Genomic DNA, 13,982 nt, shown 5'->3' with positions numbered 1-13,982 from the left:
CACGAGAAGAACGTGAGATGAGCAAGCTTGGCTTTATCGGATTGGGGATCATGGGCACGCCGATGGCGGGGCATCTTCAGGCGGCCGGCCATAGGCTGGCGAGATATTGCGATCCACGATCGGAATGATGGACGAGGCCGCTGCCCTTGGTCGGCCGGCGGTCGTGCAGCGCCTGCTCCAAAGCATCCAGGACGAAGTCGGCGTGGGCGGTGCGCGACAAGCGCCACATGGGCTGCTCGGCACCGGCATCGTGATCGCCAGCGTCCTGCTGATCCTGTTCCGCGAGACCCGGCGGGCCGGTCAAAAGGCCCGCTCATGCCCAAGCAGCATACCCTTGATAAACACCATCTAAAATTGCATTCTTTTCAAGAATATGCAATCAATTCGGTGCACTCACGAAGGCCGTCCCAACGAAGAGAAGTGGCTAAAAATTCCGTTGGAATAATTGGAAAATTTATGAAAATCTTTCCTCATTTTAACCAGCTTTGAAATAATCGATTGGATAAGGATTTCCTACTAACTGGCCGGTGGTTATAAAAACTATATGAGCTGCAACGGAAGTTGAGCACAGCCGCAGAAAACGAGGGCCGTAGCATGAAAATCCGTACAAAAATTTTGTGTGCAAACATCCTGATTGCTGTGTTCCCCATCTGCATGGCCGCCGTCCTTGCGTGGAACGCCGTGGATGAACTGCGGCAACGCCACCAGACGGAAAACTCGCTGTCGGCATTCGAGGCAACACTGCAAATTGGTCCGTTGCTGGCCGCAGAACGGTCACGCTGGGCGGTTGTCTTCGACAATGACAAGCCGCTGGACATCGCGGCCGCTCAGCCTCTGGAGACTGCCATCTCAGCCAGCGACGCCGCCCTGGACAAGGCCCGTCGGCAAATCGAGGCCGCCCACCTGTCCGCCTCTCCTATCATCACCGCGGCCAACCAGCTGAAGGCCGCGCGGACAATTGCCCGGCAGGCGGCGGAGCAGGCGAAGCCCGGCCGTCCGGCGACAATCGCCACGGCCACCGTAGATGCCATCATTGCGGCCAATCAGAATGTCGGCAAGGCCATCGACGATGCCTACCGCTCCACCATCGTCAGCGGTCCCGACCTGTTCGGCCACGCCAACTTGGCGCGGCTGGCTCAGGACATGCGCGACGTCAACGGTACCCGCTCCGCCGCCGTCGGACTGTTCGTCGCCGGCCTACCCTTCGGGCCGGATCGGCTGCAAGCCGCGACCGAGATGACCGGCAGGATAGCCGGGCTCTGGCAGATGATGCAGCAGGCGGTGCTCAACCTCGGCAACCCACCGGAGTTGACCAGGGCGCTGGATCATGTGCGCACGACCATCATGTCGGAGGGCGAACAGCGCTTCCAAAGCGTGATCGATGCCGCTCGCAAGGGCATGCCGTCTCCGGTAACGCTGGCCGATTGGCGTCCCTGGGCGACGCCAATGCTGAACAACAGTCTGGTAATGCGGGATGCGGCCCTCGTTGTCGCCCATTCGAGCAACCAGGACAGTATCGCCAAGGCTTGGACCAATCTGATTCTCGCCGGGGTCATTCTGGGCGTGGTCTGCATCACGTTCGGCATCGTGCTGATCATGCTGTCGGCCCAAGTCACGCGGCGTCTAAGCACCCTGACGTCCACCGTCGTCCGGCTGGCCGACGGCAACCTCGACGTCGACATCGCTCATTCCAAGCTGCCTGACGAGATCGGTGCAATGGCACGGGCGATCCAGGTGCTGAAGGAAAGCGCCATCGAGCGCGTCCGTCTCGAATCCGAACAGGAGGCTCAGCGTGCCGCCCGCGAAACGCGCACCGCCGCGGTCGAACGGATGGTGCGGGACTTCGACCGCACCGTGTCGGCCATCCTTAACAGCGTGTCCGGGGCTTCCGCCCAGTTGAACGAAACCGCCAAATCCATGGCGGCGCTGGCGGAGGAGACCAGCAGTCAGGCCTCCGCCTCCACTTCCGCGGCGGAGCAGACCTCGATGAACGTTCAAACCGTGGCCTCCGCGACGGAGGAGATGACCGCGTCGATCCGGGAGATCAGTGAACAGGTCTCTCGTTCCAACGGCGTCGCCGCCCAGGCGGTACGCGAGGCTCAGGACACCACCGGCTCGGTCCGCAACCTGGCCGAGGAGGTCGCGCGCATCGGCGAAGTCGTCAAGCTGATCCAGGACATCGCCAGCCAGACCAACCTGCTGGCGCTGAACGCCACCATCGAAGCGGCGCGGGCGGGGGAGGCCGGCAAGGGCTTCGCCGTCGTGGCAAGCGAGGTGAAGCAGTTGGCCAACCAGACGGCCAAAGCGACGGAGGACATCTCCGCCCAAATCAACAGCGTGCAGAACGCGACGCGCGGCACGGTGCATGCTATCGAGGAGATCGGCGGCACCATCGGCACGATGAACGAGATCGCCGCGACCATCGCCGCCGCCATTGAGGAGCAGAGCGCCACCACGGCCGAGATTTCGCGCAACGTCCAACAGGCGGCCCAAGGCACCGGCCAGGTCAGCGGCAACATCGCGCAGGTGCACGAGGCCGCCGGCCAAACCGGTCGGGCGGCATCTCAGGTGCTGGACGCCTCCACCAGCGTGTCGCGTCAGGCGGCGGACCTGCGCCGCGAGGTGGAAACCTTCCTGACCGGCATCCGCGCCGCTTGACGGGGTTCGGCAGTTCTCGCGCCACGTCCGGAGCCGCAAACTGTCCCGTAGAATGAAGCGGGTGACCTTCCCCCGGTAAAAAGCTTCTCCCGCACTTTGCGTGGAACAGGCGGCAAGGAGGCCCCCCTTATCGTGGCGGCATCGCCGCTCTCTCCAGGGAAACGAGATAACGCTCCTCCCATTGACGGCATGTTTCCAGCTCTCCCAGCAGCCAGTCACGGAATAGGCGGACCTTCGGCAGGTCGAAGGACGATTTCAGCGTGACGAAGCCGTGCCCCTGCGCCTTGAGCGGACGGGTGGGAAAGGGGATGACCAGCTTGCCGGACTCAAGCTCCTGGCGAGCGAGCAGCAGGCTGTCCAGGCACACCCCCATCCCGTTCACCGCGGCGTTGATGGCCATGAAGGACCGGTCGAAGCGAAGGCCGCGCTCCATGTCCAATTGTACGCCGCGGTGCCGGCGCGCCCAGTCGCGCCAGCCGACAATGTTGACTTCCGAATGGATCAGCATATGGCGGCTCAGATCCTGTGGCCGCCGGATTGGGTTCAGGCCACTGGCGAGGCCGGGGGAGCACATCGGCACTATGCTGTCCTCCGGAAACTGCGCCATCACGCAGCCAGCCGGGGGCGGACCCGGATTGTAGCGGATGTCGATGTCGACCGCCCCCGTCGTCAGGTCGATGGGAGAGACTGAGGCCTGGAGCCGGATATCGATGGCCGGATGCAACTCCTTCACGCGGTTCAGGCGCGGCATCAACCATTGCGTGGCGAAGCTCGGCATCGAGCGCACGGTCAGGATCGTGGTTCCGGCCCCGGCGGTGGTGGCGTTGCGCGTGGCGGCATCGATACGGGCGAAGGCGGCGATGATCTCCGTGGCATAGGCCCGGCCGGCGTCGGTCAGCGTCACCGAACGGTGCACGCGGTGGAACAGCGGAAAGCCCAGCTGCTCCTCCAGAATCTTCACCTGATGGCTGATCGCCGATGGCGTCAGACCGAGATCCTGCGCCGCAGTCGCGAAGGATTGCAATCTCGCGGCAGCCTCGAAAGCCTGGAGCGCCTTGATCGAAACCCGTCTTTGCATTGCAGCGATCTAATGAACTCAGTTCATGTGAAGACGATCTTATTCGTTTGTCGGATTCATCTCAAGACCGTAGCATCCTCGCAACGATCCGGTTAGCAAACCATCAGCTGATCAAGCGGAAATCCACCATAACCCACGCGAAGACAACGGTCCGTCGCGGCTCCTCCGGGACCGCCCTGGCGGAGCCTTGTCCGAGGCAAGCTTCAGAAGGAAGGAGCGACCATGCTGCTGTCCAACAAAGTCTGTGTGATCACCGGCGCCGCGTCGCGCCGCGGCATCGGCCGGGCTACCGCCAAGCTTTTCGCACTGCATGGCGCACGTGCGATCATCCTCGACCTGGACGGTTCCCAGGCGGCCGAGGCGGCTGCCGAACTGGGAGAGGCCCATCGCGGCCTCGCCTGCGACGTGACCGACCGGGAGGCCTGCTTCACCGCTGCCGCCCGCGTGGTGGAGGAGTTCGGCCGCATCGACGTGCTGGTCAACAATGCCGGCATCACCCAGCCGCTGAAGCTTATGGACATCGGCCCGAAGAACTACGAGGCGGTGACCGACGTCAGCCTGCGCGGCACCCTGTACATGAGCCAATCCGTCATTCCCCACATGCGCGAGCGCAAGTCCGGCTCCATCGTCTGCATCTCGTCGGTATCGGCGCAACGTGGGGGCGGCATTTTCGGCGGCCCGCATTACAGCGCCGCCAAGGCCGGCGTGCTGGGCCTCGCCAAGGCGATGGCGCGCGAACTCGGGCCGGACAACGTCCGCGTCAATTCGGTCACCCCCGGCCTGATCCAGACCGACATCACCGGGGACAAGCTGACCCCGGAGCTGCGGCTGGAGATCCTCAAGGGCATCCCGCTGAACCGCCTGGGCGATGCCGAGGACGTGGCCCGCTCCTGCCTGTTCCTGGCGTCGGAGTTGTCGTCCTATGTCACCGGGGCCACGCTCGACGTCAACGGCGGCATGCTGATCCACTGATCCCGAACGGACGGAGACCCCCCGTGGACCCCGCGATCGATACCACCCCGCTCGGCCACAATGTGCCGCTGAGCGAACGCGCCTACCGCATCCGCCGCAACGCCCTGCTGATGGGCGAGGTGCAGGGCCAGGGCTATATCGGCCAGGCGCTGGACATCGCCGACGTGCTGGCCGTGTCCTACTTCCACGCCATGCGCTACCGGCCCGACGACCCGCATTGGGAAGGGCGCGACCGCTTCCTGCTGTCGAACGGCCATTACGCCATCGCGCTGTACGCCGCCTTGATCGAGGCCGGCATCGTCCCGGCCGACGAGCTGGAGACCTACGGCAGCGATGACAGCCGCCTGCCGATGTCGGGCATGGCCGCCTACACGCCGGGCATGGAGATGTCGGGCGGATCGCTCGGCCTCGGGCTCGGCATCGCCGTCGGCATCGGGCTGGGGCTGAAGCGCAAGCAGTCCGACAACCGCGTCTACACGCTGTTCTCCGACGGCGAGCTGGACGAGGGGTCGGTGTGGGAGGCCATCCTGTCGGCCGCCCACTACAAGCTGGACAACCTGATCGCCATCGTCGACGTCAACAACCAGCAGGCCGACGGCCCATCGACCCAGGTGATGGCCTTCGAGCCGCTGGCCGACAAGCTGGAGGCCTTCGGCTGGTTCGTCCAGCGGATCGACGGTAACGATCTGGACGCTGTGGTCGCCGCCTTCGACGCCGCCAAGTCGTACCGCGAGCCGAAGCCGCGGATGATCATCTGCGACACCAGGATGGGCAAAGGCGTGCCCTTCCTCGAAGCCCGCGAAAAGAATCACTTCATCCGCGTGGACGCACACGAATGGCAGCTGGCGCTCGACGCGCTCGACGCCGGGAGGAGCGCATGAGCACCGCCACCACCAACACCACCGCCAAGCCGCGCCTGAAGACGTCCGCCATGATCGCCTCGATCGCGGCGGAGGGGCAGCGCACCAAGCCGGCGCCCTTTGGTCATGCGCTGGTCGAGCTGGCGAAGCAGCGGCCGGAGATCGTCGGCATGACCGCCGACCTCGCCAAATACACCGACCTGCACATCTTCGCCCAGGCCAATCCCGACCGCTTCTATCAAATGGGAATGGCCGAACAGCTGCTGATGGGAGCGGCGTCGGGGTTGGCGCATGAGGGTTTCATGCCCTTCGTCACCACCTATGCGGTCTTCGCCTCGCGCCGGGCCTACGACTTCGTTCACCAGACGATCGCGGAGGAGAACCGCAACGTCAAGATCGTCTGCGCCCTGCCCGGCCTGACCTCCGGTTACGGCCCCAGCCATCAGGCCGCTGAGGACCTGGCGCTGATGCGCGCCATGCCGAACATGGTGGTGATCGATCCCTGCGACGCGCACGAGATCGAACAGGTGGTGCCGGCGATGGCGGCCCATCAGGGTCCGGTCTACATGCGCCTGCTGCGTGGCAACGTGCCGCTGGTTCTGGACGAGTACGGCTACAAGTTCGAACTCGGCAAGGCGAAGCTGCTGCGCGACGGCGCCGACGTGCTGATCGTGTCGTCGGGCATCATGACGATGCGGGCGCTGGAAGTGGCGAAGGTGCTGGAGGCCGAAAGGATCGACGTCGGCGTCCTGCACGTCCCCACCATCAAGCCGCTCGACACCGAGACCATCCTGTCCGAGGCCGGGCGGACCGGCCGCATGATGGTGGTGGCGGAGAACCACACCGTAATCGGCGGGCTGGGCGAGGCGGTGGCCGGCACGCTGCTGCGCGCCGGGGTCGCCCCGGCATTCCGCCAAATCGGCCTGCCGGACGAGTTCCTGAAGGCCGGCGCCCTGCCCACCCTGCACGACCTCTACGGCATCTCCACCGACGCGATGGTCGCCAGCATCAAGAGCTGGCAATAGAGGTCGGCAGATGGATGGCGGCGGAGCGGGCCACCCGCTCCCCGTCTCCGTTCCCCGCTCCCGGTCCTGGTCCTGGTCCTGGTCGCCAAAAAGCCAAATCATAGAACATCCGGAGAGGAAACCATGCTCAAGATGCCGCCCTTCCGCACGACCTCCTTCCGTCCGAGCCGCCGCACCGTCCTGGCCGCCGCCGCCGCGATGCCGCTGGTGACCATCCTGAAGCACCCGGCCGACGCCGCCGAGTTCCAGTTCAAGTACGCCACCGGACAGGATCCGACCCATCCCGTCAATATCCGCGCCCAGGAAGCGATCAACCGCATCCGCGAGGCGACATCGGGCCGGCTGGACATCAAACTGTTCCCGGCCAACCAGCTGGGCAGCGACACCGACCTGCTGGGGCAGGTGCGCAACGGCGGCGTCGAGATCTTCAACTTGTCCTCGCTGATCCTCGCCACCTTCGTGCCGCTGTCCGGTATCACCAGCATGGGCTTCGCCTTCAAGGACTATGGCGCCGTCTGGCAGGCGATGGACGGCGCGCTGGGCAAGCATGTCCGCGACGAGATAGCCAAGACGCCGATCTTCACGCTCAGCAAGATCTGGGACAACGGTTTCCGCCACGTCACCTCGTCCACCCGGGTGATCAGGACGCCGGAAGACATCAAGGGCTTCAAGATGCGGGTGCCGCCGGCGCCGGCGCTGACCTCGCTGTTCAAGGCGATCGGCGCCGCCCCGGCACCGATCAACTTCAACGAACTCTATTCGGCGCTACAGACCACCGTGGTCGAGGGCCAGGAGAACCCGCTGGCGATCATCGCCACCACGCGCCTTTACGAGGTGCAGAAGTCCTGCAGCCTGACCGCCCATGTCTGGGACGGCTATTGGGTGCTGGGTAACAAGCGCGCCTTCGCCAGACTTCCGGCCGACATCCAGGGCATCGTCAGCCGCGAGCTGGACCGCTCGGCTGACGACCAGCGCGCCGACATCGCGGCGCTGGCTGAATCACTGAAGACCGATCTGGCCGCCAAGGGGCTGTCCTTCCACGGCGTCGACCGCGAGCCGTTCCGCCAAGCGCTGTCCACCACCAACTTCTACGCGGAGTGGAAGGGGAAGTACGGCACCGTCGCCTGGGAGCTGCTGGAGACGGTGACCGGCAAGCTGGGCTGAGGCCGGCTGTCGCCGAAATGCCGCCGACCCGACCCGGCCGGACCCGCCGACCCGCCCGCCGCCCTGGCGGACGCCGGACCGGGCCGACCGGCCCCCCAAACCGATCGTCGGTGCGAACCGACCCTCCACCCGAAGGGCTGGCCTCCATGAACACTCCCGTCACTGCGGCGACCGCGTCCATCCATGGCGCCGGACAGCCGTCCAGCAGCCATGCCCGCTGGCTCGATCAGCTCGACCGGGGCGTCGGGCTGCTCGTCGAGTTTCCGGCGGCGCTGCTGGTGCTCGCTGAGGTCGGCGTGCTGCTGGTCGGCGTCATCTGGCGCTATCTCCTCCACAGCCCGATCATCTGGTCGGACGAACTGGCCTCCATCCTGTTCCTGTGGCTCGCCATGTTCGGTTCGGTCGTCGCGTTGCGCCGGGGCGAGCATATGCGGATGACGGCGCTGGTCGGCATGCTGGGACCGCGCGCCCAGGCCTTCCTGGACGTGCTCGCCATGACGGCGGCGCTGGCCTTCCTGCTGCTGATGACCGAACCCGCCTATGAATTCGCATCGGAAGAGGTGTGGGTCACCACCCCCGCGCTCGACATCGCCAATTCCTGGCGCGCCGCGGCGCTGCCGGTCGGCATCGCCTTGATGATCTCGGTCGCCCTGCTGCGGCTGGCCCGGCGCGGCCGCGCCATCGACGTGCTGTGGGCGGCGCTGGCGGTAACGGCGACGATCGGTGCGGCAATGCTGGCCGGTCCGGTCTTCGCCGGGCTCGGCAACCTGAACCTGCTGCTGTTCTTCGTGCTCGGCGTCGGGGTGATGGTGTTCCTCGGCCTGCCAATCGCCTTTTCCTTCGGGCTCGCCACCTTCGGTTATCTGTCGCTCGCCACCTCCACCCCGGCCATCGTCATGGTCGGCCGGATGGACGAAGGGATGAGCCACCTGATCCTGCTGTCGGTACCGCTGTTCGTCTTCCTGGGCCAGTTGATCGAGATGACCGGCATGGCGCGCGCCATGGTCGGCTTCCTCGCCAGCCTCCTGGGCCACGTGCGCGGCGGCCTGTCCTATGTCCTGCTCGGCGCCATGTATCTGGTCTCCGGCATCTCCGGGTCGAAGGCGGCGGACATGGCGGCGGTCGCCCCGGTGCTGTTCCCCGAGATGAAGGCGCGCGGGGCCAAGCCTGGCGATCTGGTCGCCCTGCTGTCCGCCACCGGCGCCCAGACCGAAACCATCCCGCCGTCGCTGGTGCTGATCACCATCGGGTCGGTCACCGGTGTGTCGATCGCCGCTCTGTTCACCGGCGGCCTGCTGCCGGGCATCGTGCTGGGCGCGGCGCTGGCGGCCCTGGTCTGGTGGCGCTACCGACATGAGGATCTGTCCCACGTCCGCCGCGCCAGCCGGGGCGAGATCGCCAAGGCATTCCTGATCGCGCTGCCGGCCATCGCCCTGCCCTTCGTCATCCGCGCCGCGGTGATCGAGGGTGTCGCCACCGCGACCGAAGTGTCGACCATCGGCATCGTCTATGCCGTCGTTGCCGGCCTGCTGATCTACCGCCAGTTCGACTGGCGCCGCATCTACCCGATGCTGGTCGAAACCGCGGCCCTATCCGGCGCCATTCTGCTGATCATCGGAGCGGCCACCGGCATGGCCTGGGCGCTGACCCAGTCCGGCTTCTCCAACACCCTGGCGACGGTAATGCGCGAGCTGCCGGGCGGCGTGCCGGTGTTCATTGCGGTTTCCATCGTCGCCTTCATCATCCTGGGCAGTGTCCTGGAGGGCATCCCCGCCATCGTGCTGTTCGGTCCGCTGCTGTTCCCCATCGCCCGCGAGATCGGCGTGCATGAGGTCCATTACGCGATGATCGTCATCCTGGCGATGGGCATCGGCCTGTTCGCCCCGCCCTTCGGTGTCGGCTATTACGCGGCCTGCGCGATCAGCCGCATCAGCCCTGACGAAGGCATGAAGCCCATCCTGGGATATCTGGCAGCCCTGGCCGTCGGGCTGATCATCGTCGCGGCGGTGCCGTGGGTGTCGATCGGCTTCCTCGGCTGACCGGGTCCGGCGCGGGCGATCTGCCCGCGCCGCCTTTTTCCAGCCTTCCATTCCCTTTTGAGGACACCAGGACAATGACGACCGTTGGGTTCATCGGGCTTGGTTCCATGGGGATGCCCATGGCGCACAATCTGCTGGCACAGGGCTTCGCCGTGCAGGGGTTCGACGTCCGGCGCGAGAACGTCGAAGCCCTGGCGGCATGCGGCGCCCGGCCGGCCACCGGGGCGGCGGATGCGGCCGCCGGAGCCGACGCGCTGGTGCTGATGGTGGTGAACGCCGCCCAGGCCGAGCAGGTCCTGTTCGCCGAAGACGCGCTGGAGGCCTTGCCGGCGGCGGCGGCGGTGATCCTGATGGCGACCTGTCCGCCAAGTGCCGTAGCCGCGCTCGCGGCGCGGGTGGAGGCGGCCGGCCGCGGCTTCGTCGACGCGCCTGTTTCGGGCGGCGTGGTCGGAGCGGTCGCCGGCAGCCTGTCGATCATGGCGGCGGCACCGGCCGCGGTGGTGGAGCGGGTGCGCCCGGTGCTGACGGCGATGGGAAGCAAGGTCTATCATGTCGGCGAAGAGCCGGGACAGGGTGCCACGGTGAAAACCGTCAACCAGCTGCTGTGCGGCGTCCACATCGCCGTGGTGGCCGAAGCCTTCGCGCTCGCGGCCAAGGTCGGCGTCGACTTGGAGGTCCTGCTGGAGATCATGAGCGGTTCCGCGGCGTCCAGCTGGATGCTGAAGGACCGCGGGCCACGCATGCTGCAAGCCGATCCCGAGGCTACCAGCGCGGTCGACATCTTCGTGAAGGATCTCGGCATCGTGCTGGAAGCCGGCCGCGACGCCAAGGCCGCCCTGCCCCTGGCCGCCGTTGCCCACCAGATGTTCCTTGCCACTTCGGGCCGGGGCGAGGGCGGGATGGACGACAGCCAAGTCATCCGCAGCTATCATGTGGTGAACGGGACCAGTCAACGGTCATTCTTGGAAAAATGACCCCTTTGCAGGTCGCAGTGACGCGGCAGCCGGTCAAGCAAGGTACGACCTTCGAAGATGCGGGTAATTAGATCATCAAGCGTTTGATCGGACGCATATCCTGCGTGCATGATGCAATTCCAGCATTCATCTGGTGTATAGAGGTCGCAGATTGATCCGACGGCTTTGCACAGCTCTTCGATGGTTCGGGCCTCGATCCAGATTTCAGGCGCGAAGCTCTAGCAAGCTCACCGCATGCATACACAGGCAACGCCTACCGGCGCGTTTCTGATCTGCCAACGGCGAAAGGCCCCGTCTCATATTGAGCGCGGGGCCTTTCGATTTTGAGTGTGAAGATGCAAGCGGCTTGTTTTTGGAAAGATTGTCTCTTGTGCCTGAGCGACCTGGCGGCGACCTACTCTCCCACGTCTTAAGACGCAGTACCATTGGCGCGGAGGCTTTTCACGGCCGAGTTCGGGATGGGATCGGGTGTTTGACACCTCGCCATGACCACCAGGTCACCGAGGCACAAGACCGACGCTCCTTCCAACAAGGCATATGCTTGAACGTGCAAGTGATTGAGAGGATGTATCGAACCGGCTTGTTTGCGTCAAGCAGGCTTGCTGCTGCGCATGGCGCGGTTGTGTGGGGTTGGGATCAAGCCGATCGAGCGATTAGTAAGGCTTAGCTTCAGGCGTCGCCGCCCTTCCACATGCCTCCTATCGACGTGATGGTCTGTCACGGCTCTCAAGGGAGCTCTGGTTTAGAGGTGGGTTTCCCGCTTAGATGCTTTCAGCGGTTATCCCGTCCATACTTAGCTACCCGGCCATGCCACTGGCGTGACAACCGGTGCACCAGAGGTATGTCCATCCCGGTCCTCTCGTACTAGGGACAGATCCTCGCAAAACTCCGACACCCACGGCAGATAGGGACCGAACTGTCTCACGACGTTCTAAACCCAGCTCACGTACCACTTTAATCGGCGAACAGCCGAACCCTTGGGACCTGCTCCAGCCCCAGGATGTGATGAGCCGACATCGAGGTGCCAAACGACTCCGTCGATATGGACTCTTGGGAGTCATCAGCCTGTTATCCCCGGCGTACCTTTTATCCGTTGAGCGATGGCCCGTCCACGTGGAGCCACCGGATCACTATGGCCGACTTTCGTCTCTGCTCGACTTGTCAGTCTTGCAGTCAGGCGGGCTTATGCCATTGCACTCGACGAGCGATTTCCGACCGCTCTGAGCCCACCATCGCGCGCCTCCGTTACACTTTGGGAGGCGACCGCCCCAGTCAAACTACCCGCCATGCAGGGTCCCGGACCCGGATCACGGGCCACGGTTAGATGCCAGAGACTTCAAGGGTGGTATTTCAAGGTTGGCTCCACCCGGGCTGGCGCCCAGGCTTCCAAGCCTCCCACCTATCCTACACATGAAGTCCCTAGCACCACTGCAAAGCTGTAGTAAAGGTGCACGGGGTCTTTCCGTCTGACCGCGGGAACTCCGCATCTTCACGGAGAGTTCAATTTCGCTGAGTTGGTGTTGGAGACAGCGGGGAAGTCGTTACGCCATTCGTGCAGGTCGGAACTTACCCGACAAGGAATTTCGCTACCTTAGGACCGTTATAGTTACGGCCGCCGTTTACCGGGGCTTCAATTCAAGGCTTGCACCTCTCCTCTTAACCTTCCGGCACCGGGCAGGCGTCAGACCCTATACGTCGCCTTGTGTGGCTTCGCAGAGCCCTGTGTTTTTAGTAAACAGTCGCTACCCCCTGGTCTGTGCCCCCCGCCCTGGCTTGCGCCAAAACGGGGCCCTCTTCTTCCGAAGTTACGAGGGCAATTTGCCGAGTTCCTTCAACACCATTCTCTCAAGCGCCTGGGTATACTCTACCAGTCCACCTGTGTCGGTTTGGGGTACGGTCTGTATGGCGGGGCTGTTTCCTGGAACAGGTCCACAGCACGATCAATCCGATAAGATCGTACACGCTTTCCCATCCGTCACCTCCGCCAGGCCCACGAATATTAACGTGGTTCCCATCGACTACGCCTTTCGGCCTCGCCTTAGGGGCCGGCTCACCCTGCGTGGATTAACCTTGCGCAGGAACCCTTGGACTTTCGGCGACAGTGTTTCTCACACTGTTTGTCGCTACTCATGTCAGCATTCTCACTTCCGATACCTCCAGGCGGCCTCACGGACACCCTTCGCAGGCTTACGGAACGCTCCGCTACCACGTATCTTGCGATACATCCGCAGCTTCGGTACACGGCTTGAGCCCCGATACATTTTCGGCGCAGGCCGGCTTAACTAGACCAGTGAGCTATTACGCTTTCTTTAAAGGATGGCTGCTTCTAAGCCAACCTCCTGGTTGTCATGGCCTTCCCACATCCTTTCCCACTTAGCCGTGATTTGGGGACCTTAGCTGGCGGTCTGGGCTGTTTCCCTCTCGACGATGGACCTTAGCACCCACCGTCTGTCTGCCGCGCTCTGCTCACGGGTATTCGGAGTTTGGTTAGGTTTGGTAAGGCTCGCGCCCCCCTAGCCCATCCAGTGCTCTACCCCCCGCGGCAATACGCGACGCGCTACCTAAATAGCTTTCGCGGAGAACCAGCTATTTCCTGATTTGATTGGCCTTTCACCCCTAGCCACAGGTCATCTCCGACTTTTTCAACAGGCGTGAGTTCGGTCCTCCAGTGCGTGTTACCGCACCTTCAACCTGCCCATGGCTAGATCATCAGGTTTCGGGTCTAAAGCATGCAACTCGGGCGCCCTGTTCAGACTCGCTTTCGCTGCGCCTCCACCTACCGGCTTAAGCTCGCTGCATACTCTAAGTCGCTGACCCATTATACAAAAGGTACGCCGTCACCCCATGAAGAGGCTCCGACTGCTTGTAGGCATCCGGTTTCAGGAACTGTTTCACTCCCCTTGTCGGGGTGCTTTTCACCTTTCCCTCACGGTACTGGTGCACTATCGGTCACTGAGGAGTACTTAGGCTTGGAGGGTGGTCCCCCCATGTTCAGACAGGGTTTCACGTGCCCCGCCCTACTCGTGCATCTCGTCCGGTTTATCCATACGGGACTATCACCCACTGTGGTCCGACTTTCCAGACGGTTCCGGTTATGTAGACAAGATGGCTGGCCTGGTCCGCGTTCGCTCGCCACTACTAGCGGAGTCTCGGTTGATGTCCTTTCCTCCGGCTACTTAGATGTTTCAGTTCGCCGGGTTCGCTTCCCATGC

General features: G+C 63.9%; 8 protein-coding genes, 2 rRNA genes and 2 pseudogenes (1 of these 12 only partly in view). 8 read left to right on the top strand and 4 right to left on the bottom strand.

Translation table 11 applies throughout. From position 1 onward, the window contains the following. Window positions 1-17 precede the first annotated feature (17 nt). Window positions 18-98: pseudogene (locus AZL_RS37640) on the top strand (NAD(P)-binding domain-containing protein); the annotation flags it as partial. Here the strand turns inward: AZL_RS37640 and AZL_RS37635 are convergent. After that, window positions 98-226: pseudogene (locus AZL_RS37635) on the bottom strand (IS3 family transposase); the annotation flags it as partial. The pseudogenes AZL_RS37640 and AZL_RS37635 overlap by 1 nt on opposite strands. A 368-nt stretch (window positions 227-594) precedes the next feature. Between AZL_RS37635 and AZL_RS17885 the strand changes: the two are divergent. Further along, window positions 595-2,658, top strand: a complete 2,064-nt coding sequence (locus AZL_RS17885; RefSeq protein ID WP_012975895.1) for a methyl-accepting chemotaxis protein — start codon at window positions 595-597, stop codon at window positions 2,656-2,658. Between the two features lie 127 nt (window positions 2,659-2,785). Here AZL_RS17885 and AZL_RS17880 read toward each other — a convergent pair whose 3' ends face one another. Next, window positions 2,786-3,736, bottom strand: a complete 951-nt coding sequence (locus AZL_RS17880) for a LysR substrate-binding domain-containing protein (protein WP_012975894.1) — start codon at window positions 3,734-3,736, stop codon at window positions 2,786-2,788. Between the two features lie 222 nt (window positions 3,737-3,958). Here AZL_RS17880 and AZL_RS17875 point away from each other — a divergent pair, with 222 nt between their 5' ends. The 6 genes from AZL_RS17875 to AZL_RS17850 all read left to right on the top strand — a co-directional run bounded on the left by AZL_RS17875 (window position 3,959) and on the right by AZL_RS17850 (window position 10,770). Beyond that, a complete protein-coding gene (locus tag AZL_RS17875) occupies window positions 3,959-4,708 on the top strand; it encodes an SDR family NAD(P)-dependent oxidoreductase (protein WP_012975893.1) in 750 nt (249 codons plus the stop codon). Window positions 4,709-4,743: 35 nt separating this feature from the next. Further along, window positions 4,744-5,589 carry a transketolase gene (locus tag AZL_RS17870; RefSeq protein WP_042444567.1) on the top strand — a complete coding sequence of 282 codons (846 nt, stop codon included), beginning with the start codon at window positions 4,744-4,746 and terminating at the stop codon, window positions 5,587-5,589. Further along, a complete protein-coding gene (locus AZL_RS17865) occupies window positions 5,544-6,593 on the top strand; it encodes a transketolase family protein (protein ID WP_012975891.1) in 1,050 nt (349 codons plus the stop codon). The genes AZL_RS17870 and AZL_RS17865 overlap by 46 nt, the downstream gene beginning before the upstream one ends. Before the next feature lie 123 nt (window positions 6,594-6,716). Beyond that, complete coding sequence (locus AZL_RS17860; RefSeq protein ID WP_012975890.1) at window positions 6,717-7,757, top strand: TRAP transporter substrate-binding protein; 1,041 nt, start codon at window positions 6,717-6,719, stop codon at window positions 7,755-7,757. Window positions 7,758-7,903: 146 nt separating this feature from the next. Beyond that, entirely contained in the window at window positions 7,904-9,796 is a 1,893-nt protein-coding gene (locus tag AZL_RS17855; RefSeq protein WP_012975889.1) for a TRAP transporter large permease subunit, read from the top strand. A 74-nt stretch (window positions 9,797-9,870) separates the two neighbouring features. Continuing rightward, window positions 9,871-10,770 (top strand): NAD(P)-dependent oxidoreductase, encoded by a 900-nt coding sequence (locus AZL_RS17850; RefSeq protein ID WP_012975888.1) that lies wholly within the window; start codon window positions 9,871-9,873, stop codon window positions 10,768-10,770. Window positions 10,771-11,151: 381 nt separating this feature from the next. On the opposite strand, the gene rrf is transcribed toward AZL_RS17850, so the two are convergent. Further along, window positions 11,152-11,267 (bottom strand): 5S ribosomal RNA (gene rrf / locus AZL_RS17845). Window positions 11,268-11,402: 135 nt separating this feature from the next. After that, window positions 11,403-13,982, bottom strand: a 23S ribosomal RNA gene (locus tag AZL_RS17840); it runs 164 nt beyond the window's last position.

The sequence above is a fragment of the Azospirillum sp. B510 genome (genome assembly GCF_000010725.1).
Classification (GTDB): Bacteria; Pseudomonadota; Alphaproteobacteria; order Azospirillales; family Azospirillaceae; genus Azospirillum; species Azospirillum lipoferum_B.
The sequence above is the reverse complement of the archived record's forward strand: the minus strand, read 5'-3'. Positions and strand labels throughout refer to the sequence as shown.

Coding starts and splice junctions, on each gene's coding strand:
- AZL_RS17885 (WP_012975895.1), top strand. CDS start 595: ATGAAAATCCGTACAAAAATTTTGTGTGCAAACATCCTGATTGCTGTG.
- AZL_RS17880 (WP_012975894.1), bottom strand. CDS start 3,736: ATGCAAAGACGGGTTTCGATCAAGGCGCTCCAGGCTTTCGAGGCTGCC.
- AZL_RS17875 (WP_012975893.1), top strand. CDS start 3,959: ATGCTGCTGTCCAACAAAGTCTGTGTGATCACCGGCGCCGCGTCGCGC.
- AZL_RS17865 (WP_012975891.1), top strand. CDS start 5,544: ATGGCAGCTGGCGCTCGACGCGCTCGACGCCGGGAGGAGCGCATGAGC.
- AZL_RS17860 (WP_012975890.1), top strand. CDS start 6,717: ATGCTCAAGATGCCGCCCTTCCGCACGACCTCCTTCCGTCCGAGCCGC.
- AZL_RS17855 (WP_012975889.1), top strand. CDS start 7,904: ATGAACACTCCCGTCACTGCGGCGACCGCGTCCATCCATGGCGCCGGA.
- AZL_RS17850 (WP_012975888.1), top strand. CDS start 9,871: ATGACGACCGTTGGGTTCATCGGGCTTGGTTCCATGGGGATGCCCATG.